We start from the raw sequence: 25,530 nt of genomic DNA, 5'->3' as shown, positions 1-25,530 counted from the left end.
TCGCCTACTCGATCGTCGCGATGACATCGTCGAGCTCGACGACGTCGCCGATCTCGACGTTGAAGGTGACGACGCCGGCCGCCGGCGCCTTGAACTCGCAGACGAGCTTCGAGGTCTCTAGCTGCGCGATGATGTCGCCCTCCGCGACGGTCGCGCCCGACGCGACGTTCCATTCGACGAGGTCGGCTTCGGTTTCTTCTCCGAGGTATTCCTTGGTGACTTTGACGTCCATGGTGTTCTCCTTGCTTCGCTGACTGGCTAGTTCGTTGGCTGAGTGGCCGGGGTGATGTTCTGCAGGATGAGTTCGAAGGTCACGGCGACGGCGTTGCTGCCGCGAACGAGTTCCCCGGCATGCAGCTCGCCGTGGAGGTCGACCATGGTGCAGCTGAGGCGCGCGCGGGGCCCGACGGCGGTGGGTTCCACTGAGCCGACGAGAGCGACGACCTCCGTGCCGGGGCCCTCGACGCTTCGTTCCAGCCCGTTCCTCGGGTCGATGAGCTGCCCGCCGACGAGGCTGCCGAGCCCGCCGCGGACCGCCGCCCGTTGATATCCGGCCTCGCGGGCCACCCGTTCGACGGTGAGGGTGATGTCCTCGCCGGGAAGAATGCGGGCGATCGTGGTCTCGATAGTGGGGCTCTCGGCCATGGCTTCTTCTTCCTCGTATGCGGTGAAGACGGGCATCCTGGTCTCGTCGTCGTCGGAACTGACCCAGGTCGCGCCCTGGACGCCGTAGAAGAGCGCCGTCGGCGCGGTCACGCCCGATCGGGTCTCCGGCCAGAGGTGCCCCCCTCTGAGGGAGCCGTCGGGGAGCATCCAGAGGCAGTGCGAGTGGACGAACGGTGCCCCGTGCCGGTACCCGACGGTGCCGGAGCCGTAGACGAGGTGCGCTGTGGCCGCACCTCGTTCGCTGGAGAAGCTCATGGCCCGCTCCTCGGTGGATGGGCCGGGCGTGCAGTAGCTGACTGGGGTGAAGAGCCCGCCGTGGAGTTCGAAGTAGGCGCTCCCCTCGCCGAGCTCATGGGCGAGTTCCGTGAGCTCCTCCTGGAGGAGCGCGCCGGGGGTCAGTGTGCGCAGTTCGCCTCGAGAGCGTGCCCGCACTGCCCGGATGCGAGGCTGCGTCGCCGGCCCCGGGTGCGTGAGTGTCTTCATGTGTTCCCTTCCGTCGCTTGTGGCGATGGGCTCGGTTGTGCCTTGTGGGCGATCCGAGTCCGGTTGGTATTACCAAGAGTGTGCAGAGTTCTCTGCGGTCACTTTCGGGTGGTGCAGGTGATGCAGGCGCGCTAGCCGATCGCCGACCCGCCGCACACCTTGAGGGTCTCCCCGGTCACGTACCCGGCCCCTTCGGACGCGAGGAACGCGACGGCGTCCGCGATATCCTCCGGCTCCCCCATCCGCTTGATGGCCTGACCGTCGAAGTCGTAGTCGAGCCCTGCGGTCATCGGGGTCGCGATCGGGCCGGGCGCCACGGTGTTGACCGTGATGCCGAGCTCGCCGACCTCCTTCGCCACCCACTTCGTGAAGGCGATGACGCCGCCCTTCGATGCCGCGTAGGCGGGGCCCGACCGCCCGGCGCCTTCGCCCTGGGCTGGCGGGCCGCCCATGATGCCGGAGATCGAGCTGACGTTGACGATGCGCCCCCACCCTCGCTCTTTCATGTGCGGGTAGATGGCGGCCTGGGTGAACAGGAACGTGCCGCGGAGGTTGGTGGCCAGGTCACGCTCCCACGTGTCATCATCCATGACCTCCAGATCGAGCCGGCCGCACGTCCCCGCGTTGTTCACGACGACGTCGAGAGAGCCGTGACGCTCGACGATGTCGTCGACACACGCACGCACCTGGGCCCGGTCGCGCACGTCCACGACGACCGCGTCGACGCTCGACCCCGGCATCGCCGACTGGATGTCGGCAACCGCCTCCGCACCGTCGATGACGTCGACGACCACCACGTGGGCACCCCGACCGGCCAGCGACCGGGCGATCTCCCGGCCGATGCCCCTGGCCCCACCCGTGACAAGCGCCACCCTTCCGGTGAGCTCGCTTCGTGAATTACCCATGGTCACAGTCCCAGCAGGTCAGGCAGCCCATTGCTGAGCCACGGAATGAAGGTGATGAGCATGAGCACGGCCAGGCCCGCACCGAGGAACGGCCAGATGCCCTTGACGGCCTCCCCGAATGGGATCTTCGCGATGCCCGCCGCCACGAACAGGTCGAGTCCGACAGGCGGGGTGACGAGGCCGAGCGCGAGATTGACGGTCATCATGACGCCGATCGTCGTGATCGACACGTCCATCTCGAGCAGCACGGGCACGAAGATCGGCACGAAGAGGTAGAACGCGGAGATGGCGTCGAGGAACATGCCGGCGATCAGCAGGCTCAGGTTGATGAGCAGGATGATCAGCACGACGTTGTCGGTGATCGAGAGGATCGCATCTGCCGCAGCCGTCGCGATCCGGTATTTCGTGATGACGTAGGCGAAGAGCGAAGCGGCCGCGATGATGATCATGATCCGCGAGGACTGGATGCCCGCGGTCGTGAAGATCTTGAAGATGTCCTTGAACTTCAACTCCCGCGTCACCATCAGCCCGACGATGAGCGCGTAGACGGATGCCACCGCGGCCGACTCGGTCGGAGTGAAGACGCCGCCGTAGATGCCGCCCAGGATAATCACGGGAACCAGCAGGCCGGGCACGGCCCGCATGAAGGCCCTGCCGATCTCCGGCCACGGGGCACGCGTCTTGCGCTCCCCGACCTTGATGCCGTCCGGGACGATGTCCTCGAGTGTCATGATCGCCTCATTCGACGAGGTGACGGTCGGGACACCCCCGCTCGCGAAGGGCTGCTTGCTGACTTTGCCATGACCGGCCGAGCCAGAGTGCGCATCCGCGGCAGCTGCGTCGACACCATCACTGGAGCCGTCTGCACTGTGGGAGCTTTCGGCGCTGTCCAGGTCTCGCGCGAGCTTGCGCCCGCCGATCCGACTGAACGCCTTCTCCCTGTGGAGCGCGGCATTGGCCTTCATCTTCTCCCCCTCACGGGGCAGGTACCTGGCGACCAGGTAGAAGGCGATCGCCAGCAGCACACCTGGGATGACGCCCGCCATGAACAGGCGTCCGATCGACACCCGCTCGTAGTCACTCGCGACGACAGCGAACACGATGAACGCGATGCTCGGCGGAAGGACGATGCCCATCTCGCCAGCACTGGCGACGAGCGACGCTGAGTGCCGCTTCGAGTAGCCGTGCTTCGCCAGGGCGGGGATGAGGATCGCACCGAGCGCCGCCACCGTGGCGGGCCCCGATCCAGAGATGGAGGAGAAGAGCAGCGCCGCGAGAATCGTGGTGAGCGCGAGACCGCTCTTCCGGTGACCGACGCATTTGTCAGCAAGATCGATGAGTCTCCCCGAGATGCCCGTCATCTCCATGATGACGCCGGCGAGGATGAAGAAAGGAATTGCGAGCAGCGTTTCCGAGGAAAGCGACGCGTACATGATTCCCGCAGTCGGGAAGAGCGCATTCATGCCACTGCCGACAATAACCGCCGCAAAAGCGGAGAGTCCCATCGAGAACGCAACAGGAACACCTAGGAAGAGCAAGACGAGGAAGACAGAGAAGAGAACCATCTCGACCATGATCAGGCCTCCAATCCGACGTGCTGTTCAGCGCCTTCCGGGCGCTTGCGAATCTGCAGGATGCAGACCTGAATACTGCGGACTCCGCCAAGTGCCGCACCCACAGGCAGGGCGAGGGAGAGAATCCACTGAGGAATGTCGAGCGCCGGCGTCGTTCGTCCAGAGGCGGCCTGCTTCTCGACCATGTCGAAGCCGAGCCACATGAACACCAGGAAGAACGCGAGCGTCGCGATCGTGATGAGGATGATGACAACGGTGCGCAGGTGCCCGGTCGCGTAGGTGCGCAGCACCTCGAACCCGGGATGCGAGCCGAGCCGCACGGCAGCCGACGCACCGATCATCGTGAGGAGAACCGCGAGGTTGATGATGAGCTCGGTCGTGAACGACATGGATCCGTGGAAGACGTACCGACTGACGACGTTGGCGAATGCCAGCAGCGTGACGCCTGCGAAGGCAACCGTGATGACGGTGTTCTCCGCCGTCGTGAGAACTTTGTCCAACATGCGCGCCTACTGAGGCGCGACTGCGTCGACGAGGTCCTCGGTCCACACCGAGGCGTACTCCTCGTACAAGGGCTGCAGCGCCGAGCGGAACTCGGCCACCTGATCAGAGGTGAGCTCGGTGACCGTCATGGTTTCACCCATCTCGGTGAGCTGCTCCTCCCCACGTTCGCGGTTGAGGTCGCGCTGGTACTGGTTCGCTTCCTGGGCCGCTTCCTGCACGATCGCCTGATCCTCGGCGCTGAGACTGTCGAAGAGGGCCTTGTTCATGCCGAGCATGAGGGGGTCGTAGACGTAGTTCCAGACCGTCAGGTAGTCCTGCACCTCGGAGAGGCCGTTCGAGTAGATGACGTCGTACGGGTTCTCCTGGCCGTCGATCGTTCCGGTCTGCAACGAGGTGAAGACCTCGCTGAAGTTCATGGTCACGGGGTCTGCCCCGAGCTTCTCGAAGATGCTGAGGAACAGACTCGAACCCGGCACGCGCAGCTTGAGGCCCCGCACATCGGCCGGTGAGGTGATCTCAGCCTTGCTGTTCGTCACCTGACGGAATCCGGACTCGCCGAATCCGAGCAGCTCGATGCCCTGCTCCGCGGCGAGGTCCTGGTAGGCGGCAAGCCCGCCGGCCTCGATCGCCGCGTCGGCGGTCTCGTAGTTGTCGTACAGGAACGGCGCGTTGATGGCACTGAACCTGGGGTCGATGCCTGAATAGATGATGGTCGAGTTGTAGGAGAAGGCCTTGTCTCCATTCATGAGCTGCTCGACGCCGGCCGCCGGGTCGCCTCCGGAGAGCTGCTCGTTCGCGAAGATGTTCACCTGCATCCGACCGTCGGACTTCTCATCGAGTATCTCGGCGAAGCGCTCGGCCCCTGCGTACCACGTCGATGTGTCGCTGACCGTGATCGTGAAGTCCCACGAATATTTCTCGCCATCCGAGTTGCCGGATGCATTATCTGTGCCACCGGATGCGGCGCATCCGGAAAGCCCTAGTCCCAGAACGGCCGCTATAGCGACTGCGCGTCCAAACTTCATTTCTCCTCCTTGAGATTCGAAGCCGGTGGCGCTTTCCGTCTGTGTCGAAAAACGCACACCCAGTCACCTGATTTATCTGCCCTGTGGGGCCTCCGGTTTCGATCCGGCAGGCAACGCACTCAGTATGCATGATCTTGGTAGTACCAGCAAGTGCATCAACAACTGAATGTTGAATACCGCCGCCCGTGCGAAGATACGCAAGGGGTCGACTGACGAGCGTTCGATGCCTCGACGAACGGAAGGGGATTCCATGTCGGCATCAAGCGAACCGACTCAGGCCAGCACGAGTCCGCAGGAGCCGAGCCAGCACAAGTTCTTGACGGCCCTCCTCAAGGACAAGGCGCTTGCCGACCTGGTGCACCTCCTTCTCGAGAAGCAACCGGGCCAACAGCTCGCCGGCGAACGCGAGCTCTCGGAGACGCTGCATATCTCCCGAACCGCCCTCCGCGACCGAATCAGCCGGCTCGAGTCGCTCGGCATGCTGCAGCGGCGCGAACGCGAGGGCACGTTCTACACCGGCATCAGCCCCGAGCGCGTGAGCGATGGGCTCGTACTGAGCCTCATGTCACACCAGATGACCATCGAATCCCTCGCGGAGGTGCGCCACGCACTCGAGCGGCACGCTGCCGTGCTCGCTTGCACCAGCGACAACGAGGAGGCCCTGGGCGGCATGGCAATCGCGGTCGACCGAATGCACTCGAGCGACGATGGACGCGAGCTCTTCGAGGCCGACAATGCCTTCCATCGCCACCTTTTTGCCGCTTCGAACGCTCCTGGACTGCTGTTCTTCTCACAGATGCTTCACTCGGTGCTGCGTGGCACCGTCAGGTTCCTGACCTTGGCCGAAGAACGCGAGCGACTCCGAGTCGTGCACCAGTCGATGCTCGATGCCATCCGCGCGGGCGACCCGGGGCGCGCCGGCCTCGCGGTCGACGAGCACTTCGACTGGCTGCACCACCTCATCGAGAAAGAGGGCGCGGAGGGTGTCGGCGGAGCATCGTGGGCACGGCTCCCCTCCGACGCAGAACGGGAGCGCCCCGGCGCACTCGACTGACGAGCCGGCCGGGCCTCAGCGCACCGGGAAGATCGCGCACGTGCTGGTCGCCGTGGCGAGGAGCACGTCGGCGGAGTCCCTGAGCTCGGCTTCGACGAACGCCGCCCTCGCCCCCGACTTCACGACGCGACCGCGCACCCGGACGGGGCCCGTCTCAACGGTCATGGGGCGCAGGAAGCTGACCTTGATCTCGAGGGACGTGTAGGCCTGCCCCGGGCGGAGCGTCGTGTGCACTGCCGTGCCGCACGCCGAGTCGAGGAGCGTCGCCGCGAATCCGCCGTGCACGGTCCCGATGGGGTTGTAGTGCGACCGGTCGGGAACACCCTCGAAGATCACCTCGCCCTCGGCGAAGCTCACGACGGTCATGCCGAAGTGCTGCGCGATCGGAGCGATCTCCGCACCGTTCGCGAGGTGAGCCCTCAGCTGCTCGAGGCCGGTCATCGAAGTGGGGTCGCTCATGTCGCTCCTCTGCGCCACGGCATCCGGAGATGGATGCGCACCGAAGAGCCTCGCACCCATCGGCTGACACTTCGAGGGCGTTGTGGCGACCATCCAAGTGGCCGCTCGCGCTACCAGGGAAGGAAGGCGAAGAACGAGACCGCGATTCCGATCGAGATGGTGGCACCCACGAAGCAGAGCGCAAGAAGCTCCCCCGGCATGATGGTGCGCTGGTAGACGTCCCAGTAGCGGTCCTCTGCCCGTCGCCGAGCGGCGGCTACTGCACTGCGGTTGAGCCTGCGTCGTTGTTTGAGCACATATGTAGCTTATTTAACTAAATAAAGCTCAAGTCGGGGGTTGACTCTCGCGGATGCACCCACTAGTGCTGCTGCACACCCGCTGGCTCGGCTGCCTCTACCGAGCCGACCATGCCTGAGAGGAACTTCGCCACCCCGTCGAGCTCCTCGGTCGTGAGCGAGTCGACGACAGCGATCATGCGCTGGTGCATGAGGCCGAGTGTCTCCCGCACCTCACGGTCGGACTCCGCGGTCGACGCGATGATCGAGGCCCGCCGATCGGTGGGGTGCGGCCGCCGCTCGACGTGACCGCTCTTCACGAGGCGATCGACGAGGCCGGTGACGGACGCGGAGGAGATCTTGAGCCGCTCCCCCAGGTCCTTCTGCACGACGACCTTGCCCTGGCGCTGCTGCTGGAGCAGGAAGCGAAGCGCGAGCAGGTCGTTCTCATTCATGCGCATCGACGAGCGCGTCCGCGCTCGCATCTTCGCCTCCGCTTCGCGGTAGTCACGCAGCAGGTTGAGCACGTCGACCGAGGTCGCATGCTCTCCGCCTGTCGGGTACCAGTACCCGGACGAGCGCTCAGCGGGCTTGTGCGCCATGGTCCTCCTCGTGGTGGCGCCGTCGGCGCCATGAAACTAGTTCAACAAACTAGCAAAAATGGATGCGACCGGGTGCGGAAACCACAGACAGAGCCCCCGCTTGCAGGTATTTCTCCGAGATTTCCGCTCGTGACGCCCGCGGAAGTTCCGCGACCGCAGAGAGCACGCGGATGTCGGTGGGTGGTGAGACTGTGCCTGAACGAGATCGAGATCATCAGGAGGCGGGCGGAGATGGCGCAAGCGGCATCCACCAGAACGGGCAGGGTCGCGGGCTCGACCGCCCTCATCACCGGTGCGGCCGGGGGCATCGGCAGCGCCACCGTGCGTCGCCTCGCCGAGGAGGGCGCGAACATCGTGGCACTCGATCGGGCAGCCTCGAGCGCCAGGCTGGCCGAAGTGGTGGCGGACGCCGCGTCCTTCGGCGTGCGCGCCCTCGCTGCACACGCCGACGTCACGGACCAGAGCTCGCTCGACGCCGCAGTTCAGCATGCGGTCGCGGAACTCGGACCATTCGATGTCGTCTTCGCGAATGCGGGGGTCCTCGGCTCGGGCCTCGCCGAGGAGGTCAGCGAAGAAGACTGGCGCACGGAGATCGACGTGAACCTCGGCGGCGTGTGGCGAACCGTGAAAGCCGCGATCCCAACCCTCAAAGCCGACACCAGCCCGGGAAGCGTCATCGTCACCTCCTCGAGTGCTGGCCTGCGCGCGGCTGGCGGCGGCGGCACCTATGCCGCCGCGAAGCACGGCGTGGTGGGGCTCTCGAAGGCCTGGGCCCACGAGCTCGGCCCCTACGGCGTGCGCGTCAACACGATCCATCCCACGGCGGTCGCCACGCCCCTCGTCATGAACACAGCCAACCTCCGAGCATCCCGGCCCGACCTCGACGACCCAACACCGGACGACGTCCGAGAGCTGTGGAGCCGCGGCAAGCTCCTCGACGTCGGCTGGATCGAACCCGTCGACGTCGCAAACGCCGTCCTCTTCCTCGCCTCGCCCGAGGCGCGATACATCACCGGAATCCAGCTGCCGATCGACGCTGGCTCGACAACGAAATGGGGCTGAACGTGACCACACTCACCACCGAGGACCGCTGGGGCGTCCAGCAGACCCTCGCGCTCTACGGGCACTTCGTCGACAACGGCGAATGGACCTTGCTCGACTCGATCGTCACTCCGGATGCGCGCATCGAGAGCCCTGCTGGCGAGTTCACGGGCGCATCAGGAGCGCGAGCGTTCGAGGAGCAGCTCGCGGCCTCTCTCGGCGGGCACCTGCCATCGCACCACACCATCAACACGGTTATCCGGGCTGGCGAGGCCGCCGGGTCGGCCGTCGCCTGGAGTCGATACGTGCTCGTGACCTACGAAGCGTCCGCCGCAGGCGGCGACTACCTCGACACGCTCGAGGAACGCGACGGCACCTGGGTCATCACGAGCCGCCGCATCACGGAGCGAAACCGCGAGCGCCCGGGCGGGCAGTACTCGGCCGAGGGTGCGGAGTCCTTCGCGAGCTTCGAGTCGGCGCGATGACACCGCAGAGCACGAGCGACGCGGCGACGCGAGTCCCTGCCGCCGACGCCGCCGAGGTCCTCGACGTGCTCGCCCGCTACGGGCAGCTCATCGACAACCGCGACTGGGATCACCTGCGCAAGGTGTTCACGGAGGATTTCTCCTTCGGAACGGGGCCGAATGCGGTGCGCGGCGACGAGGCGCTCGCTCGCGTCATCGACACGGTGCAGCCATACCACCCGCACTACACCACCGATACCGTCCTCCATCGGGTCGACGCCGACACCATCTCGTCCTGGTCGAAGTTCCTCCTCGTCCGCACGGACGGCACGACGGCGAGCGGTGACTACATCGACACCTTCGTCCGCACAGCAGACGGCTGGCGCATCAGGGTGCGCGACTACAGCCGCGGCTCACGTCCGCCGAGCGACCCGGGCGGCGCCTCGACTCGCACCTTCTCATCGGAGCGCTGGCTGGCAGTCGTCAGCTGAGAGTCTGCCCCTCGGCGCCCAGAGCCCTGTACGTGACGGACCCCGTGCGGTCGCCTTCCGCTGTGGAGATGGCCTCCATCCCGCCCTCGCCGCTCTCAGGCTCCGACTCGCTCCCGTCGCCGAGAAGGCGCCTCGTGAGCGCGGACTGCGCGGACATCAGCTCTTCGAGCTCGAACAGCAGGATCTCGTCGTCCGGCTCTACGCCATGCCGTGCCGCCGCGAGCACGGCTCGGCGGACGAGTTCTTTGGCGAACGAACCGGTGGTCTGCTCGGCACGAGCCGCGACTTCACTGAGCGCCTCCTCGCTGAACGGCAGGCCCGCAGCGTACTTTTCGAGGAGACGGTAGCGCTCCGGCCCGCCTGGCAGCGCGATCTCCACGGCTAGGTCGACGCGACCAGGACGTGAGACGAGGGCGCGCTCGAGCACCTGCACGCGGTTGGTGGTCATGATGAAGGCGACGTCGGCATCGCCGTCGAGGCCATCAAGCGCGTCGAGCACCTCGAAGAGCAACGGCTGCGGGGACGCGTGGCGTTCCATGGCAACGAGGTCGATGTCCTCGAGCACCACGATCGACGGCTGCAGGGTGCGGGCCAGTTCGGCGGCCGCGCTGATGTGCTGGATGCTCGACCCGGTCAGCAGCACGGCCGTCACCCCCTCCGTCCGGCTCAGGAGATGCCTGACCGTGAGCGTCTTCCCGGTCCCAGGTGGGCCGTACAGCAGCACGCCCCGCTTCAGATGCTGGCCTGCGGCGAGCAGGACCTCGCGCTGTCGACCGATCTCGATCACGTGCGCCACCACTGATTCAAGGACGCCGTACGGCAGGATCACGTCGGTCTCGGCGACGTTCGGGCGCTCCAGGAAGGACGCGCCAGCGTCCATCCGGTAGTCGCTGTTCTCGAACGCGAGCACCTTGCCGCGCAGCACGCTGCGCTCGATCATCAGGGCACGAACCTCGCCGAGGAAATCGGAGACGAGCGAGGGGTCTGCGGCGGTGAGCACCTCGAGCTGCGCCTGCGGTCGGCCCATGTCGGGGCGGGATGCGCGCTGCATGACCACAACTCGGGTGCCACGGTAGGTGAAGAGTCGTGCGCCGAAGCTCACGACCTGTCGTGTTGCCTTGGGCCCCGTCGCCTTCTCGGCGAACTCGGCGGGCCCCGACCTGAAGGGCATGTGCGGGCTCGAGATGAGCTCCGCGAGGCCGGCGTGCGCGTGGGCGGAGCCGCCGGCGACACCGACGAGCCTCGCGTCGTCGCGGCCGGCGATCTCCTCGAGCGCGATGTCCGCGTCGACGATCCGGTAACTCGCGAACTCCTCGACGACGACCGGGAGCGCCTCGGCGTCGGCGCCGAGGAAATCGCTCAGCTCGCCGCCGAAGGGCGTGCGCACGACTTGGACCTCGGCTGGCGTCTCGTTGACGCGTTCGAGGAACCGCTTGAACGCACGGAAGAACTGGACATCGTCGTGCGGCTGCTCGCTCATGCCATCCCCTGCCTGCGGGCGAATCCCGCCGCTCGAGAGCCTAGGGCCGCACCTCTGGGGAGGCACCTGGTAAATGAACGATATTCAGTTAAATCGGCCCGAACCCTGGGTTTCCAAGGCCCCATCTTCTAGGCTTCACCCAATCGCGCGATGCTGCGCGCACGCATCCAATGTCTGGAGTGAGTTTGAGCACCTACGTAGTCGTGAACCCAGCCACCGGCGAGCAGGGACAGGAATTCCCGCTCGTCACATCCGAGGGCATCGAGACCGCCCTGCAGAGCCTCGACGGCGCCTACCGGACCTGGTCGAAGCCGAGCACCGTCGCAGAGCGCGCCGCCCTCATGAGCCGGGCGGCCGAGCTGCACCGCGAACGCCGCGAGGCCCTCGCCGAGATCATCACGCGGGAGATGGGCAAGCCCATCGAGCAGTCCTACGGGGAGGTCGACTTCAGCGCCGACATCCTGCAGTACTACGCAGACAACGCGGAGAACTTCCTGAAGGACGCTCCGATCGAGTTGCTCGGAGGCGAAGGCACCGCCCTCATCCGCCGCTCGGCAATCGGACCCCTCCTCGGCATCATGCCCTGGAACTTCCCGTTCTACCAGGTCGCTCGCTTCGTCGGCCCGAACCTCGTGCTCGGCAACCCGATCCTGCTGAAGCACGCCGGCCAGTGCCCCGAGTCGGCGACAGCGCTCCAGGAGATCTTCGCCGACGCCGGGTTCCCCGAAGGTGCCTACGTCAACATCTTCGCCACCAACGAGCAGATCGCCGACATCATCGCCGACGACCGCATCCACGGCGTCTCGCTGACCGGCTCGGAGCGCGCGGGCGCCGCGGTCGCCGAGATCGCCGGCCGCAACCTCAAGAAGGTCGTCCTCGAGCTCGGCGGCTCCGACCCGTTCATCCTGCTCAGCACCGACAGCGTCGACGAGGCCGTCGAAGCCGCGGTCGCCGCGCGCCTCGACAACTCCGGGCAGGCCTGCAACGGCGCGAAGCGCATGATCGTCATCGACTCGCTCTACGACGAGTTCGCGGAGAAGTTCACGGCCGCGATGACCTCGGTCGCTCCCGTCGACCCGACGAAGGACGACTCGGAGCTGGGGCCGCTCTCGTCGGCCCCGGCCACGAAGAACCTCGCCGAGCAGGTCGAGCGGGCTGTCGCTCAGGGCGCGCAGCTCCTCGCAGGCGGCGGCCACGACGGCAACTTCTTCGAGTCGACCGTGCTCGCCGGCGTCACCCCCGACAACGACGCCTACACGGAAGAGTTCTTCGGCCCCGTCGCCGCCCTCTACAAGGTCAGCAGCGAAGAGGAAGCCATCAAGCTCGCGAACGCGACGCCCTTCGGTCTGGGCTCGTACCTCTTCACGACAGACCAGGAGCAGGCGCAGCGCGTCGCCGACGCCATCGAAGCCGGCATGGTCTACATCAACGGCGTCGGGCTCGACAGCCCCGAGCTGCCCTTCGGCGGAGTGAAGCGCTCCGGCTTCGGCCGCGAGCTCGGCTCGCTCGGCATCGAGGAGTTCGTGAACAAGAAGCTCATCCGCCAGGTCAAGTAGACGGCCAGCGCGCAGAGGACAAGCGCGGCACTGCCTCTCCGGAGGAGGTGCCGCGCTTGCTGCATGTGCAGGGCGCGACCACACGCTCCAGCGGCGATGTCGGAGGCACCCCCTAGCGTGTGAGCATGCTTGAACTCCTCGCCATCGAGAACTACCGGTCCATCAAGAGCGTCACGCTCGGGCTCGAGCGCTTGAACGTCATCACGGGGGCGAACGGCAGCGGCAAGTCCAACCTCTACCGCGCTCTCCGCCTACTGCACGACATCATCCGCGAGGGGGCCCTCTCGTCTCTCGCGATGGAGGGCGGCCTCCGGGCGGTCATCCACGCTGGCAAGCGGTCCCGCGGCGAGCCAGTCACCCTCAAGCTCGGCCTGCGCACCTCCGGGGTGTCCTTCGCGACCGACCTCGGCATGCCTTCGCCGAAACAGGTCCAGAACTTCGCGATCGACCTCGGCATCCCGATCATCTCCGACTTCCCCTTCGACCCGGTGGTCAAGAGCGAGCTCGTCTGGGCGAGCGAGCTGCTGCGCCCCTCGACGACGCTCGTCGAACGCCGCGCCAACTCTGTGCGCGTGAGAGACGCCGACTTCAAGCTCGTGCAAGCCGAGTGGAGCGTGCGCGAGGCCGAGTCGATGCTCGCGACACTCGCCGACCCCTCAACAGCACCCGAGCTGTACGCGCTGCGCGAGTCGGCGCGCGGGTGGCGCTTCCTCGACTACCTCCGCACCGACGCGGCGGCTCCCGCTCGGCTGCCGAGCCCTGCCACGTTCACTCCGGTGCTCCCCGACGACGGCTCACGTCTTCCAGCCGCGCTCGCGACGGTGCAGCGAATCGGCCAGGCGAGGGCCTTCCACGACGCCATCGATGCTGCCTTCCCGGGGTCACGGGTCAGCGTCGAGGAAGACGAGTCGGGCATGGCGAGGATCGTCATGTCGCAGCCGGGCCTTGCGAGACCATTGGATGCGCGGGAGCTGTCCGACGGAACGCTGCGGATGATCCTCCTCGCGACGGCGCTCCTCTCGCCGCGCATGCCGGAGCTGCTGGTCCTGAACGAGCCGGAGGCGAGCCTCCACCCCAGCCTCCTGCCCACGCTTGCGGGCCTCATCCGGCGAGCCTCGGAGCAGACGCAGGTGATCGTCGTCACCCACTCGCAGCCCCTCGTCGATGGCTTGCGCGACGACGCGAACGTCGTCGAGCTCGAGAAGGAGGAGGGGGCAACGAGCATCCGCGGCAAGCTGCAGTTCGATGGGCCGCTCTGGGTCTGGCCGAAGCGCTGAGCGGGCGAGAGCAGCGCGCGCTGCCCGCCCTCCAGCTATTTCGCTTCGCCGTAGCTGTCCACGACGTGCGCGACGACGGGGAACGTGACCTGGCTGCCGGCGAACAGGAAGCGCCCAGCCTCTGCGGCGGCCGCGATGACTTCCGCGGCGGCGCGCTCCGCGTGCTCGGCAGGCGCGTGCACGACCACTTCGTCATGCAGGAAGTAGGCGAGGTGCGCCGTGCGCTCGAGCGGCGCATCCGCGACCGAGCCTTTGCCTCGCGGGTCGCCCGCTCCCGAGCCAAGGGCGGCGAGACGCTGCCTGATTCCCGCCATCCACGTGAGCGCCCACTCGGCGGCTGTGCCCTGCACGATGAAGTTTCGCGTGAAGCGGCCGAAGTCGCGAGGCGAGAACTCAGCGGGCGGCCACGGAGACGTGCGACCGAGCCAGGTCTGCACCTGCTGCCCCCGCTCGCCGGAACGCGCCGCCGAGGCGACAAGCCCCATGGCGTGCGGGAACGCCCGCTCGAGCCCCGGCAGGAGGACGGCGCTCTGGCCCGTCGTCGCCCCGTACATGGCCCCGAGCATCGCGACCTTGGCGCTGTCTCGGTCCGGCACGACGCCACGGTCGACGAAAGCCGCGTACATGTCGCGCTGCGCGCCCGCCCGCGCCATGGCCTCGTCCCCCGACATGGCGGCGAGGATCCTCGGTTCGAGCTGGGCCGCGTCCGCGACGACGAGCTTCCAGCCGGGGTCGGCGACCACGGCACTGCGGATCTCCTTCGGGAGCTGCATCGCCCCACCGCCGCTCGTCGCCCAGCGCCCGGTCACCACGCCACCAGGCACGTAGTCGGGGCGAAACCGCCCACCATGGATCCACTCCTCGCGCCACGCCCAGCCGTTCGCCGTGAAGAGCCGATGCAGACGCTTGTAATGCAGAAGCGCGTCGACGACCGGATGCGATTTGCCGACCAGCTCCCACTTGCTGGTGCTGGCCACATCGAGCCCCGCACGTCGCAACGCCACGAGGAGGTCTTTTGGAGAGTCGACGTTGAGCGTCGCCTCTCCGAGCGCCGCTCGAACGGCTGAGGCTGCCGCCTCGAGCTTCGCCGGTCGACCGCCCGTGCCCCTCGCGCCGAGCGCTTCGACGAGCACGTCCTCGTGGCGGTCGACACTGAACGGCATGCCCGCTGCGCGGAGCTCGGCCGCGACAAGGGCCCCAGCGCTCTCGACGCCGACGAGGAACGCCAGGGCGCCCTTCCGATCCGCTTCCTGATCCGACGCCTCCAGCCCGGCGAGCTGCGCGTCGAAGAGCCGCCGCGTCGCCTCGGGAGTTCCCGGGTTCTCGGCATCGAGGTCGAAGAGGCCCTCGCCGGGGTGCGAGCCCCCACGGGCATCCGCCACGTCGAATCGGGCGTCGAGGTAGCCGGCCGTGATGAGGATGCGCCCGGCAAGGCGCAGATCGTGGCAGCGCCCAACCCGAACACCGTGGGCGAGGAGTCGCGGCACGATGTCCTGACTGTTCCACACCCACCGGATGGGGTCGGATGGCGGCGCAGACCGCTCACGTTCGGACACGAGCTGCGCGAGGGCGATCGCGTCGGGAACGGTGACTGGTGCCGACACCTCGTCGCCATCGGCGGGACCTCGCCGGTCTTCGAGCGCGAAGCCGCGCGCGAGCGACGTGACGAGGATGTGCATCCGTTCATTGTGAGGCAGGGCACCGACAATCCAGGACGCCGATACCCGGGTCGCCCCGGGTCTGCGCGATTCCACAACATCCGCGGGCACGCTGGTCGCATGGAAACGAAACCGGTGTCCCCCGCCGGAGCGTCGACCGACAGCCTCGAGAACGTCACGCGCAGCGTTGCGCGGGATGGGACGAGCCACGTGGTGACGCTCGAGCGCGACTTCGCGAATCCACCAGAAGACATCTGGGGCCTGTGCACGACCCCGGAGGGACTGGCCCGCTGGTTCGAGCCCGCCGAAGGCGAGCTCAGGCAGGGCGGCAGGTACCGTCTGACCGACAGCGGCACCTCCGGAACCATCGAACGCTGCGAGGCGAACACCCTGATGCATCTGACGTGGGAGTATGACGGCGACGTCAGCCGCGTCAGCCTCGCCCTCGAGCCAGCGGAGCAAGGGACGCGCCTCACGCTCCGACACGTCGTCGCGGACAACGAGCACTGGGCCCAGTACGGGCCAGCTGCCACCGGCATCGGCTGGGACGGGGCTCTCCTCGCCCTGGCCATCGCCCTCGCCGACGAGGACACGGATGTCCACGCGACCATGTCTGCCTTCAACGACTCCGACGGCGGCAGGCGATTCGTCGCCTCCGCGGCCGACCGCTGGTGCATCGCGCATCTGAGCGCGGGCGCCGACCCCGACGACGCCCACGAGTCGGCGACGCGCACCGCGGCCTTCTACACGGGCGACGAATAGACGAAGAGCGGTGCGGGAGTTCAGGCACGGCCGACGAGGCACCTCCGACCCGCCGGGAACACCTGACACCTCTCGGTGGTTGCATCCAGGGTGACTGTTCCTCTCTCAATCCTCGACCTCGCTCCCATCGCCCCTGGCCAGACCGTCAGGGAGAGCTTCCAGGCGAGCGTCGAGCTCGCCCAGGCTGCCGAGCGCTCCGGCTATCGCCGCGTCTGGTACGCCGAGCACCACAACATGCCGACGATCGCGTCGAGCGCGACGAGCGTGCTCATCGGGCACATCGCCTCGCAGACCTCCACGATCCGGCTGGGCGCGGGTGGCGTCATGCTCCCGAACCACTCCCCGCTGGTCATCGCGGAGCAGTTCGGCACCCTCGCGACCCTCTACCCGGACCGCATCGACCTGGGTCTCGGGCGCGCGCCAGGGAGCGACCAGGCGACGTTCCGAGCACTGCGGCGCTCCCCGGCATCCGCCAATGAGTTCCCGCAGGATGTGCTGGAGCTGCAGGCGTTCCTGCGCGGCCAGTCGACCATCCCCGGCGTGCAGGCGGTGCCGGGCGGTGGCACCGAGGTGCCCCTCTACATCCTCGGCTCGAGCCTCTTCGGCGCGCAGCTCGCCGCACAGCTCGGCCTGCCATACGCGTTCGCGTCGCACTTCGCCCCGGACCAGCTGTTCCAGGCCGTCACCCTGTACCGCGAGCAGTTCCAGCCCTCCGAGCAGCTCGCGGCGCCCCACCTCATCGTGGGCGTCAACGTCGTCGCGGCCCTCGACTCGGCGGATGCGCAGGAGCAGTTCACCCGCTCCCGGCGCTCCAGGCTGCGCAGCATCCTGCTCCGCGGGCCGAACTCAGATTTCAGCGATGAGCAGATGGACCAGATCATCGCGAGCCCGCAGGGGCAGCAGATCGCGAACATGATGCGGTACACGGCGGTTGGAACCGGCCAGGAGGTGCGCGACTACCTCACCGAGTTCGCGGAGGCGACCGGCGCCGACGAGCTCATCATCGGGCACGGCTCGCTGCAGAGCGCTGACCGCGTCCGTTCGCTGGAGATCACGGCGGAGGCGATGAGCACCCGGGAGCTCAGCGGCTCCGTGTGAGCCGCAGCGAGTTCCCCGGCATTCGCCGGGGAACTATCGTCAGAGGATGGACCTCACCGGGCACGCCTTCACGACCACCGACTGGGCGGCAGTAGCGCCGACGCAGCACTCCGGCGAGACCGGCGGTGCCACCTGGCGGACGCAGCAGATCGGTGACACGCGCATCCGTCAGGTCGAGTACTCGCCGGGCTATCTCGCCGACCACTGGTGCTCCCGCGGGCACGTGCTCCTCGTGCTCGAGGGGAGCCTCGAGACCGAACTCGACGACGGCCGCCGCGTCACGCTGGAGGCGGGCCAGAGCTACCAGGTCGGCACCGGCATGGAAGCGCACCGCTCCAGCACCGCGACCGGCGCCAAGCTCTTCGTCATCGACTGATCCCCAGCCCGCAGTGTGCCCCTAGGGTGCGCGCCGGGCTCCACCAGTGCCGCCGGTCCCGTCATCGTCAGGGTCCGTTGGCAGCGTCCCGTCGGCGGTCGACGCTGCGGCTGAGGCGTCCGAGAGCTTCCCGAACGCGAACACGTTGGCGAGCTTGCCGACCGCGCCGAGCAGATCGCCCTTCTCGCCAGCCGTCTCGGCACCGGATTTCTCTTCGCCAGCGCTCAACTCGTCCGGGTCCCCAACGGGGTCGCCAGCGCCCGAGCTTCCGAGGCGCGCGTCGCTGTGTCGGTTGTCTTCCATGGTGGCTCCCGCCTGTTCGCTTGCGGAGTTCTCGCATCCCAGGCAAGCACGCGATCCTCCGCGAACCTGGGAAGCGGGGCTCAGGAGCGAAGCTGGGGCCGTCAGCCGTGCCGCTTGGCCTCGATGAGGTGTCGAGTGGAGTGCGCGACGAACGCCCCCTCACGCTGGATGAGGTCGTGCAGCTCTCGCAAGCGTGCCCGGTAGGCGTCGACGCTGAAGCCGGGAACCCACCAGATGACCTTCCGCAGCAGGTAGACGACTGCCCCGACATCCTTGATCTCGATGCGGAGCCGCTCCTCGCGGAGCTGGACGATGTCGAGTCCGGCGGCGACCGCAGCCCTCGCCTCATCGTCCGCGCGCCGTTCGAGGCGCGCCTCCGGCTGAGGGCCGAGGAAGTACTCGATGAGCTCGAAGACGCTGGCGGGGCCGACGTGCTGCGCAAGGTAGGTGCCGCCGGGGCGCAGCACGCGTGCGATCTCCTCCCACCAGACCGTCGCCGGGTGGCGGCTCGTCACGAGATCGAAGGCGCCGCTCGCGAATGGCAGCGGAGGCTCGTCGGGGTCGGCGACGACGGCAACGCCCCTCGGATGCAGCAGCCGGCTCGCCTTCGTGACGTTCGGCGGAAAGGACTCCGTCGCGACGGCCAGCGGTGGTATGACGGGCGACAGCGCCAGGACCTCGCCCCCGCCCGTCTGAATGTCGAGGGACGCCTGCGCACGCCCCATCCGCTCGCCGAGGAGGCGCGTGTAGCCCCAGCTGGGCCGTTCCTCGCTGGCCCGCCCATCGAGCCAGGAGAAGTCCCAGCCATCGACGCTGGCGGCCTCGGCCTCGGCGATGAGTTCCTCGAATGCGCTGTCCATCACCCCATCATGTCGAACCTCGCGGACGCCTCTCGGGAACGCGCGTGTCACGATGGGGCATGCCCGTCGTCGAGTCCCGCTGCATCGTCCACGTCGACCCGGCGACGGCGTTCGCCGTATCCCAGACCACCGGCGAGGTGCGGATGCGCTGGGACCCGTTCATCCGGCGCCAGCACTTCCTCGACGGAGCGACGCTCCCAGCGAAGGGGGTGCGCACCGCCACCGTGCAGCGGCTCGGCTTCCGGATGATCAGCGAGTACGTCTCCTACGCCCCACCGACGAATGTGGGAATGAAGATGACGAAGGGCTCCTGGTTCTTCGAGCGCCTCGGCGGGGGCTGGCGGTTCACCCCCGCCCCGGATGCCGAGGGCGACGGTGAGTCACGGACCCTCGCGGTATGGCGCTACAACTTCGCATGCAAGCCGAAGTGGCTCGCCCCGGTCGCGGAGCGCATCGGGAAGTTCGTGCTGCAGCGTGACATCGACCGCCGCATCCGCGGATTCGCACGCGGATGCGAAGACCCCGTCGTGCTCGCGGCGGTCGCCGCGGCGGCTTAGGACGCCCAGCAGCCGCACCCATATACACATCCCTACCGCTGCCGGTATGCCTGTGTACATGCCAGAAGAGAGCGTTGCCGAGTTTGCCAAGCGTGAGGGGGTGTCTCCTCGTCGCGTGCGCGCGCTCATCGAGCAAGGCACCATCCCAGCCCGCCAGGTGGGCAAGCAGTGGCTCATCGACCAGTCCTTCATCCACCGCCCCGCAGCCTCTCGCCCGCTGGGAAACCGGATGCGCGCGAACCTCCTCGCGATTCTCTCCGGAGATGCCCCTGAAGGGCTCTCGGCATCCGAACGCGCACGACTCCGCCGCTACCGCAACGAACTCATGCACAGCCCCGATCCGGACCGCGTCCTCGGCGCTTGGATCCGCGAAGAGGCTCCCCTGAAGCTCCAGGTGGCTGCCAGCGACCTCGCCGATCTCGCCGCCGACGAGCGGATCGTCAAGTCCGGATTCAGCGATCCGCGCGCCGAGATCGCCGCCGCGGGCCAGCTCGAAGCCCGGGTCGCCAAAGATGATGCCGCCGCGATCCGCCGCGAGTACCTGCTCCGGCCATCCGAAAGACCCAATGTCCTCTTGCACCTCGCCGACGAGAAACCACCGTCACCCCTGCCTCTCGGGCTGCTCCTCGTAGACCTCGCACACCATGACGGCGTCCGCGAGCGATCCCGCGTAACCGAACTCCTCCGAAAGGTCGACGCTTGACCATCACCGCCCCAGCCATGACTCCCGCCCAGGCCGAGGCATGGCACGCGCTCTTCGAGGTCTACAAGGCGCACCCAGATGGCTGGGCGCTCGTCGGCGGGCAGATGGTCCACTCGCTCTGCTGGGAGCGCGAGGCCAACCCGCCGCGGCCCACGCAAGACGCGGACGCCGTCCTCGATATCCGGGCCCATCCGACCATGCTCTTCGACTTCACCGAGACTCTCACCGACCTTGGCTACAAGTCCGCAGGCGAGTGACCGTCGATCCTCGAAGGCATGAAAGGTGTGCAGCATCGCTGGGTGAAAGGTGAAGCGCAGATCGATGTCCTCATTCCGCGATTCTTGGGGGAGCACGCCGACAATCGAACCGGCGTCACGGGCGGCCGCACCATCGCCGCACCTGGCGGCCAGGGCGCTTTGGATCGCTCCGAGGTGATCGAGTCGGGGAAAAGGTCACCAGGACCGAGGCGACCAGGGTCCGGGCCGCGTTCGCAACGATCCTCGCCCGCCCACATCTCCATCTCAGCGTCGGCGTGGACGCGGAGACCATCAAGATCGTCCTGGATCAGTTCATTTTGAAGTGAGAGCGGGATGCCGGCGGGGTTTGGGATGTGAGAACCTGTGCCTTGCCTAGGCGGCACCTTGCTGCGACCCCCTAGGGCCGTGCGATGAACGCACGGTGACGGGAGGCGGACGCCGAGAAGGCCCCGGCTGGTGCATTTGGCACCTGCCGAGGCCTGCTCAGTTCAGTTCAGTCGCAGCCGCGCGGGCTCAGACCTCGTGCGAGTTGCGTCGACGCAGGCTGGCGATCAGCAGCGCGCCGCCGGCGATGAGCACGGCGAGCCCTCCGATGAGCCAGGGACCCGCATCCTGGGCACCGGTGGTCGCCAGGTCAGGCGAGCCGGTAGCTCCGGGCTTCACGGGAACGACTGCGGGGGCCGTCGTCGTCGGTGTGACCGACGCTGTTGTCGTCGGGGTGACTGACGCTGTCGGCGTGACCGTCACGGTCGGCGTTGCCGTCGTCGTCTCAGTCGGCGTCACGGTCGTGGTCGGCGTCGTCGTCTCCGTCGGCGTGACCGTCACGGTGGGCGTCGTCGTCTCGGTCGGCGTCGTCGTCTCCGTCGGCGTGACCGTCACGGTCGGCGTGGTCGTCTCCGTCGGCGTCGTCGTCTCCGTCGGCGTCGTCGTCTCCGTCGGCGTCGTCGTCTCCGTCGGCCCAGTCGTCTCCGTCGGCCCAGTCGTCTCCGTCGGCCCAGTCGTCTCCGTCGGCCCAGTCGTCTCGGTCGGCCCAGTCGTCTCGGTCGGCGTCGTCGTCTCCGTCGGCGTCGTCGTCTCCGTCGGCGTCGTCGTCTCCGTCGGCGTCGTCGTCTCCGTCGGCGTCGTCGTCTCCGTCGGCGTGACAGTGACGCACTCACTGGTCGTGAAGGTGTTCGTGTCGAGGGTGACCGAGCCGTTCCTGGCGAGCGCACGTCCGTCGACGGTCGATCCCTCGTTCACGGTGATCGAGGTGAGGGCTAGGATCGAGCCGACGAAGGTCGTGTCGGTGTCCAGCGTGGCGGAGCTGCCGATCTGCCAGAACACATTGCACGCCTGTGCGCCGTTGAGGAGCGCGACGGTGCTGTCGGGTGCGGTGGTCAGCGCGGAGCCGATCTGGAAGATGAAGACCGCGTCGGGATCGCCTTCCGCGTCGAGGGAGAGCGTCCCGGTGATGCCCGCTGTGCTCGAAGCCTCGTACACGCCGGCCGTGAGCGTCTGTCCGCCGAGGTCGGCGCTGATGGGCGCGTCGGCGGCCTGACCTTCGAGCGCGTTGTACGCGGTGGTCACATCGGCCTGGGCCTGCAGCGAGTGCGCGTCCGTGGCGTGCACGTCGCCGAGCACGATGCCGGGCGGGAACCCGCTGATCGCTGTCCCGGGATTCACTCCGAGGTCACCATCGAGCTCGCTTGGGCCCGTGTTCGACACGGACTGCCCGCCGAGCACCGAGTAGCTCTCGGCGGTGCCGAGGTCGGGCGCCGTGCCGATGGCCTGGGCCGACTGGGATCCGAGAAGGACCGGGAAGAGACCCGCGACGGCGACCGTCGAACCCGCAAGGAGGAGGAGCTGCTTGCGTCGAAATCTGAGGGGAGGAGTGGTGCGAACGGATGTGCTTCCCATGGGGACCTTCCTGGTGCCGCGGATGCGGGCGCGCGCGAGTATGCGAGCCCGGCTGAGACTAGATGAACGCCGGGAAACTTATTGGGGGTTGCACTCTGCTCGGCAAAAGCGCACTGTTGGTAGCCGTTCCCGGTCAGAGGCTGCGCGCGGCAGCGGCGAAGACTGCCGACGCGGTCCTGCCGAGCGCCTCCGTGTGCAGCTGCCATTGCTGCCAGAACAGGGGCACCGAGATCGACGCGCCAGGGTCGATCTCGACGAGCGAGGCATCGTCGCCTCTCTGGAGATCCGGCACCAGGCCCCACCCGAAGCCGAGGCGAATGGCCCGCACGAAGTCTGCCGAGGACGGCACGAAATGGCAGGGCGGGCCTGCCGGGTCGACGCCGATCCCGCGCAGATAGCGCTCCTGGAGCCTGTCGACTCGGTCGAAGACCACAACCGGCGCGTGCGCGAGCACCCCTCCCGAGTTCCGAGCGCTCCCCGTGAACCAGCGTTCCACGAAGTCCGGCGATGCCATCGGCGTGTAGCGCATCGCTCCGAGGAGCGCGGAGGTGCAGCCTTGCACGGGGACCGGGTCAGCGGTGATCGCGGCGGTGACGGCGCCCCGCCTGAGGAGGTCCGTGGTGTGCGCCTCGTCGGCTCGGTGCAGATCGAAGGCGATCTCCCCGGCCAACGGTGCGAGGGCGGGGAGCAGCCAGGTCGCCAGCGAGTCGGCGTTGACGGCGATCGGCAACCGCTCGAGCGAGGGCGGCTCCTCCGCGGCTCCAGGAGTGGCCCCGGATGCTCCACCCACTCGCCCGAGGACACTCGAGGCCTCCCTGCCGAGCGCATCCACCTGCCGTGCGAGGCGGAGGAGCACCTCGCCCGATTCGGTCGGCACGACCGGCTTGCTGCGTTGGAGCAGCACGCGCCCGGTCTCGCTCTCCAGAGACTTGATGCGCTGGCTGATCGCCGAGGGCGTGACCCGCAGCTCCCGGGCGGCCGCCTCGAACGTGCCCGTCTCGACGGCGGATCGAAGCGCGGCGAGCCGCTGAGGGTCGAACGCGTGCGGGGAATCAGGCATGAAGCAATGCTAATGATTCACAAGAAACATGAGCTGGACCATCGCCGTGGGCACGAATACGGTCGCACCATGACCCCGGACCTGCTCCCCCTGCTCGCTGGCTTCGGCTTCGGCCTGTCGCTCATCGTCGCGATCGGCGCACAGAACGCGTTCGTGCTGCGCCAGGGACTGCTCCGCACGCATGTCCTCGCCGTGGTCGCCGTGTGCGCCCTCTCCGACGCGCTCCTCATCCTGCTCGGCATCGGGGGCGCCGGCATCGTCTTCACCGCGCTCCCCTGGCTGACGACCGTGGTCCGCATCGGGGGTGCCGCGTTCCTCCTCGGCTACGCGGTGCTCGCGGCCCGCCGCGCCGTCAGGCCGAAGGCACTGGATGCGGACGAACCACGCGTCTCGGCCGGCCTGCTCCCGACGCTGCTCACGGCACTCGCACTCACCTGGTTGAACCCGCACGTCTACCTCGACACGGTGGTCCTGCTCGGGTCGGTCGCGAACACCCACGGCGATGCACGCTGGCTCTTCGGCGCGGGGGCGGCACTCGGCAGCATCGTCTGGTTCACAGCACTGGGCTACGGAGCCAGGCTCCTGCAGCCGGTCTTCGCGCGCCCCGCCGCGTGGCGCATCCTCGACGCCATCATCGCCGTGGTGATGGCTGGCATCGCCGCCTCCTTGCTGCTTGGACTCTGACCCAAGCAAACCGCCGACACCTCCAGCTGCAGCTTTTGTACTGTCGAGCAGGTACAAGATCTTGTACCCTCGAAGAGAAACAAGATATTGACGACTCCCGAAGGAGGCGCAGATGAGCCCGCTGTTCTTGATCCTGATGCTCGACCTGGTCACATTCGTGCCGGCGGCAGTGCTTGCCCTCTGGCTGAGCTTCACCCCCTGGGTGCGCTCTCGAGTGCACATCCCCACAGCAACCCCGGGTCTGCCGCGCTCACGCCCGGATGCGCTGGCCAGCCTGACCCTCGGCATGGCCGCCCTGCTGGCCGCCCTCGTCGCGTTTGTGCCCTTCATCGAGGGCATGCTGCCCGACTGGCTCACGCTCAACTCGGACCCGTTCGACTTCCGCTGGCACGACTTCTCTCGAGAGCTCATCGTCGGCAGCCTCGCCCTCATCGTGGTCGCCCTGATCCTCACGGTGTTCCGCAGCACACCTCGCGCTGCGGTTCCGCCTTCCGGGCCGCGCGGGTTGCGGACCTACGTCCCGGGTCGCGGGCTCGCGACCCTCGCCGCGGCTCTCGCTGCGCTTCTCCTCCTGACCGTGTTCGCGGGCTCGATCTCGAGCGCGGATGAGGACGGCCGCCACACGCTGTTCGTCATCGAGACGGGTGGGCAGTTCTCCGCTGCATCGGGGCGCTTCTACGGGTGGGCGTATGGCGTTCCGGCAGCGATCGCGGCCGTCGCCCTCTTCGCGGCAACCGTGTTCGCACTGCACGCCAATGCGACCCGCACCTTTCTCGAGCCGCAGAGCGTCGAGTGGGAGAGCCGAGCGCGTCGGGCGCTCGCAACGCGCATCCTCTGGTTCTCGATCGGGATCCTCGTCTTCGTGCTCGGCAGCTGCGCACTCCGGATGGGAGGCGCGGCCGGTGCGCAGCTGAGCGCGCCCGACTACTCCTGGGGCACGAGCATGGCCGCCTTCGAGCCGGTGCTCACGTGGGGCGGCCGCCTGCTCCGCGGCGTCGGCCTCGCGGTGCTCCTGCTCGTCGGCTTCACGCACCGGACCGGTCGGGGGCGACGATGAGCGAGGGCACGTCGGAGCAGGTCGCGGCCCACTTCCGGGGGCTGATCCTGGCGGGCCGGATCGGCGCGGGTGAACGACTGCCGACCGTTCGCCAGACTGCCAGGGACTTCGGTGTTGCGCTCGGCACCGCGGCGCGGGCCTACCGGCTGCTCGAGGCGGAGGGCACGATCGTCACACGCGGAGCCGCGGGCACCCGGGTCGCGGACCAGCCCTCGACACTGCCAGGTGCCGTCACCGCGAAGCTGCGGGCCGCCGTCCAGGAAGCATTGCGCTCAGGCACGTCGCAGACGGAGATCATGAACGCGCTGACGGCGATCTGGGACTCCGAGCAGTAGCTACCGCTCCCCGATGCCACACCCGCGTCACGTCCCGCAAACTCCCCAGCCGCGAGCGCTATCGTCGG

30 protein-coding genes are annotated in these 25,530 nt (G+C 67.8%); 15 read left to right on the top strand and 15 right to left on the bottom strand.

Annotation, left to right across the window (positions count from 1 at the left end; genetic code table 11):
• Positions 1-4 precede the first annotated feature (4 nt).
• From ITJ67_RS09140 to ITJ67_RS09115, 6 genes are all read right to left on the bottom strand, one after another.
• Positions 5-232: a biotin/lipoyl-containing protein gene (locus tag ITJ67_RS09140; protein ID WP_160070823.1), complete on the bottom strand. Its 228-nt coding sequence runs from the start codon at positions 230-232 to the stop codon at positions 5-7.
• Between the two features lie 26 nt (positions 233-258).
• Positions 259-1,149, bottom strand: a complete 891-nt coding sequence (locus ITJ67_RS09135) for a PCC domain-containing protein (RefSeq protein WP_160070824.1) — start codon at positions 1,147-1,149, stop codon at positions 259-261.
• 131 nt (positions 1,150-1,280) lie between these two features.
• Entirely contained in the window at positions 1,281-2,054 is a 774-nt protein-coding gene (locus ITJ67_RS09130) for an SDR family NAD(P)-dependent oxidoreductase (RefSeq protein WP_160070825.1), read from the bottom strand.
• Between the two features lie 2 nt (positions 2,055-2,056).
• A complete protein-coding gene (locus ITJ67_RS09125; protein WP_228502517.1) occupies positions 2,057-3,619 on the bottom strand; it encodes a TRAP transporter large permease in 1,563 nt (520 codons plus the stop codon).
• Positions 3,620-3,630: 11 nt separating this feature from the next.
• Positions 3,631-4,131: a TRAP transporter small permease gene (locus ITJ67_RS09120; protein WP_194677406.1), complete on the bottom strand. Its 501-nt coding sequence runs from the start codon at positions 4,129-4,131 to the stop codon at positions 3,631-3,633.
• Positions 4,132-4,137: 6 nt separating this feature from the next.
• Positions 4,138-5,157: a DctP family TRAP transporter solute-binding subunit gene (locus tag ITJ67_RS09115; RefSeq protein WP_194677405.1), complete on the bottom strand. Its 1,020-nt coding sequence runs from the start codon at positions 5,155-5,157 to the stop codon at positions 4,138-4,140.
• A gap of 250 nt (positions 5,158-5,407) precedes the next feature.
• On the opposite strand from ITJ67_RS09115, the gene ITJ67_RS09110 reads away from it, so the two are divergent.
• Positions 5,408-6,211 (top strand): FadR/GntR family transcriptional regulator, encoded by an 804-nt coding sequence (locus ITJ67_RS09110; protein WP_160070829.1) that lies wholly within the window; start codon positions 5,408-5,410, stop codon positions 6,209-6,211.
• Between the two features lie 15 nt (positions 6,212-6,226).
• Here the strand turns inward: ITJ67_RS09110 and ITJ67_RS09105 are convergent, their stop codons facing one another.
• From ITJ67_RS09105 to ITJ67_RS09095, 3 genes are all read right to left on the bottom strand, one after another.
• The gene (locus ITJ67_RS09105; protein WP_160070830.1) at positions 6,227-6,670 is read right to left on the bottom strand and encodes a PaaI family thioesterase; all 444 of its coding nucleotides are present in this window, start codon (positions 6,668-6,670) and stop codon (positions 6,227-6,229) included.
• A 110-nt stretch (positions 6,671-6,780) separates the two neighbouring features.
• Positions 6,781-6,966 carry a hypothetical protein gene (locus ITJ67_RS09100; RefSeq protein ID WP_160070831.1) on the bottom strand — a complete coding sequence of 62 codons (186 nt, stop codon included), beginning with the start codon at positions 6,964-6,966 and terminating at the stop codon, positions 6,781-6,783.
• Positions 6,967-7,028: 62 nt separating this feature from the next.
• Positions 7,029-7,547 (bottom strand): MarR family winged helix-turn-helix transcriptional regulator, encoded by a 519-nt coding sequence (locus tag ITJ67_RS09095; protein WP_194677404.1) that lies wholly within the window; start codon positions 7,545-7,547, stop codon positions 7,029-7,031.
• Positions 7,548-7,778: 231 nt separating this feature from the next.
• Here ITJ67_RS09095 and ITJ67_RS09090 point away from each other — a divergent pair, with 231 nt between their 5' ends.
• From ITJ67_RS09090 to ITJ67_RS09080, 3 genes are read left to right on the top strand one after another with little or no spacing between them, the layout of a single operon-like run.
• Complete coding sequence (locus ITJ67_RS09090) at positions 7,779-8,609, top strand: SDR family oxidoreductase (protein WP_160070833.1); 831 nt, start codon at positions 7,779-7,781, stop codon at positions 8,607-8,609.
• 2 nt (positions 8,610-8,611) lie between these two features.
• Positions 8,612-9,073, top strand: a complete 462-nt coding sequence (locus tag ITJ67_RS09085) for a nuclear transport factor 2 family protein (RefSeq protein ID WP_194677403.1) — start codon at positions 8,612-8,614, stop codon at positions 9,071-9,073.
• A complete protein-coding gene (locus tag ITJ67_RS09080) occupies positions 9,070-9,543 on the top strand; it encodes a nuclear transport factor 2 family protein (RefSeq protein ID WP_160070835.1) in 474 nt (157 codons plus the stop codon). The genes ITJ67_RS09085 and ITJ67_RS09080 overlap by 4 nt, the downstream gene beginning before the upstream one ends.
• Here ITJ67_RS09080 and ITJ67_RS09075 read toward each other — a convergent pair.
• Positions 9,536-11,023, bottom strand: a complete 1,488-nt coding sequence (locus ITJ67_RS09075) for an AAA family ATPase (protein WP_160070836.1) — start codon at positions 11,021-11,023, stop codon at positions 9,536-9,538. The genes ITJ67_RS09080 and ITJ67_RS09075 overlap by 8 nt on opposite strands.
• A gap of 185 nt (positions 11,024-11,208) precedes the next feature.
• Here ITJ67_RS09075 and ITJ67_RS09070 point away from each other — a divergent pair, with 185 nt between their 5' ends.
• Together ITJ67_RS09070 and ITJ67_RS09065 are read left to right on the top strand one after the other, a co-directional pair.
• Positions 11,209-12,579 carry an NAD-dependent succinate-semialdehyde dehydrogenase gene (locus tag ITJ67_RS09070; RefSeq protein WP_194677402.1) on the top strand — a complete coding sequence of 457 codons (1,371 nt, stop codon included), beginning with the start codon at positions 11,209-11,211 and terminating at the stop codon, positions 12,577-12,579.
• Between the two features lie 125 nt (positions 12,580-12,704).
• Complete coding sequence (locus ITJ67_RS09065) at positions 12,705-13,856, top strand: AAA family ATPase (protein ID WP_160070838.1); 1,152 nt, start codon at positions 12,705-12,707, stop codon at positions 13,854-13,856.
• A 35-nt stretch (positions 13,857-13,891) separates the two neighbouring features.
• Here ITJ67_RS09065 and ITJ67_RS09060 read toward each other — a convergent pair whose 3' ends face one another.
• A complete protein-coding gene (locus ITJ67_RS09060) occupies positions 13,892-15,535 on the bottom strand; it encodes a bifunctional 3'-5' exonuclease/DNA polymerase (RefSeq protein WP_194677401.1) in 1,644 nt (547 codons plus the stop codon).
• 99 nt (positions 15,536-15,634) lie between these two features.
• Here ITJ67_RS09060 and ITJ67_RS09055 point away from each other — a divergent pair, with 99 nt between their 5' ends.
• From ITJ67_RS09055 to ITJ67_RS09045, 3 genes are all read left to right on the top strand, one after another.
• Positions 15,635-16,276: an SRPBCC domain-containing protein gene (locus ITJ67_RS09055; protein WP_160070840.1), complete on the top strand. Its 642-nt coding sequence runs from the start codon at positions 15,635-15,637 to the stop codon at positions 16,274-16,276.
• A 90-nt stretch (positions 16,277-16,366) separates the two neighbouring features.
• Positions 16,367-17,374 carry an LLM class flavin-dependent oxidoreductase gene (locus ITJ67_RS09050; protein ID WP_160070841.1) on the top strand — a complete coding sequence of 336 codons (1,008 nt, stop codon included), beginning with the start codon at positions 16,367-16,369 and terminating at the stop codon, positions 17,372-17,374.
• Between the two features lie 46 nt (positions 17,375-17,420).
• The gene (locus ITJ67_RS09045; protein WP_160070842.1) at positions 17,421-17,750 is read left to right on the top strand and encodes a DHCW motif cupin fold protein; all 330 of its coding nucleotides are present in this window, start codon (positions 17,421-17,423) and stop codon (positions 17,748-17,750) included.
• Between the two features lie 21 nt (positions 17,751-17,771).
• Here the strand turns inward: ITJ67_RS09045 and ITJ67_RS09040 are convergent, their stop codons facing one another.
• Positions 17,772-18,053 carry a hypothetical protein gene (locus ITJ67_RS09040; protein ID WP_194677400.1) on the bottom strand — a complete coding sequence of 94 codons (282 nt, stop codon included), beginning with the start codon at positions 18,051-18,053 and terminating at the stop codon, positions 17,772-17,774.
• 101 nt (positions 18,054-18,154) lie between these two features.
• Entirely contained in the window at positions 18,155-18,913 is a 759-nt protein-coding gene (locus tag ITJ67_RS09035) for a methyltransferase domain-containing protein (RefSeq protein ID WP_194677399.1), read from the bottom strand.
• Between the two features lie 59 nt (positions 18,914-18,972).
• Between ITJ67_RS09035 and ITJ67_RS09030 the strand changes: the two genes are divergently transcribed.
• From ITJ67_RS09030 to ITJ67_RS09020, 3 genes are read left to right on the top strand one after another with little or no spacing between them, the layout of a single operon-like run.
• Entirely contained in the window at positions 18,973-19,470 is a 498-nt protein-coding gene (locus ITJ67_RS09030; protein WP_160070845.1) for an SRPBCC family protein, read from the top strand.
• A 46-nt stretch (positions 19,471-19,516) separates the two neighbouring features.
• Entirely contained in the window at positions 19,517-20,173 is a 657-nt protein-coding gene (locus tag ITJ67_RS09025) for a helix-turn-helix domain-containing protein (RefSeq protein WP_323741432.1), read from the top strand.
• Positions 20,170-20,430 carry a hypothetical protein gene (locus ITJ67_RS09020; RefSeq protein WP_194677397.1) on the top strand — a complete coding sequence of 87 codons (261 nt, stop codon included), beginning with the start codon at positions 20,170-20,172 and terminating at the stop codon, positions 20,428-20,430. Before ITJ67_RS09025 ends, ITJ67_RS09020 begins: the two co-directional genes overlap by 4 nt.
• A gap of 513 nt (positions 20,431-20,943) precedes the next feature.
• Here the strand turns inward: ITJ67_RS09020 and ITJ67_RS09015 are convergent.
• Complete coding sequence (locus ITJ67_RS09015) at positions 20,944-22,326, bottom strand: ice-binding family protein (RefSeq protein WP_194677396.1); 1,383 nt, start codon at positions 22,324-22,326, stop codon at positions 20,944-20,946.
• Positions 22,327-22,459: 133 nt separating this feature from the next.
• A complete protein-coding gene (locus tag ITJ67_RS09010) occupies positions 22,460-23,386 on the bottom strand; it encodes a LysR family transcriptional regulator ArgP (RefSeq protein WP_194677395.1) in 927 nt (308 codons plus the stop codon).
• A gap of 69 nt (positions 23,387-23,455) precedes the next feature.
• On the opposite strand from ITJ67_RS09010, the gene ITJ67_RS09005 reads away from it, so the two are divergent.
• The 3 genes from ITJ67_RS09005 to ITJ67_RS08995 all read left to right on the top strand — a co-directional run bounded on the left by ITJ67_RS09005 (position 23,456) and on the right by ITJ67_RS08995 (position 25,462).
• Entirely contained in the window at positions 23,456-24,070 is a 615-nt protein-coding gene (locus tag ITJ67_RS09005; RefSeq protein ID WP_194677394.1) for a LysE/ArgO family amino acid transporter, read from the top strand.
• Between the two features lie 112 nt (positions 24,071-24,182).
• Entirely contained in the window at positions 24,183-25,127 is a 945-nt protein-coding gene (locus ITJ67_RS09000) for a hypothetical protein (RefSeq protein WP_194677393.1), read from the top strand.
• On the top strand, positions 25,124-25,462 hold the full coding sequence (locus tag ITJ67_RS08995) for a GntR family transcriptional regulator (RefSeq protein ID WP_194677392.1): 339 nt from the start codon (positions 25,124-25,126) through the stop codon (positions 25,460-25,462). The genes ITJ67_RS09000 and ITJ67_RS08995 overlap by 4 nt, the downstream gene beginning before the upstream one ends.
• Positions 25,463-25,530: the final 68 nt, after the last annotated feature.

Origin of the sequence: Pseudoclavibacter sp. VKM Ac-2867 (assembly GCF_015351275.1) — a bacterium.
GTDB lineage: Bacteria > Actinomycetota > Actinomycetes > Actinomycetales > Microbacteriaceae > Pseudoclavibacter.
This window is presented reverse-complemented; position numbering and strand designations above follow the sequence as displayed.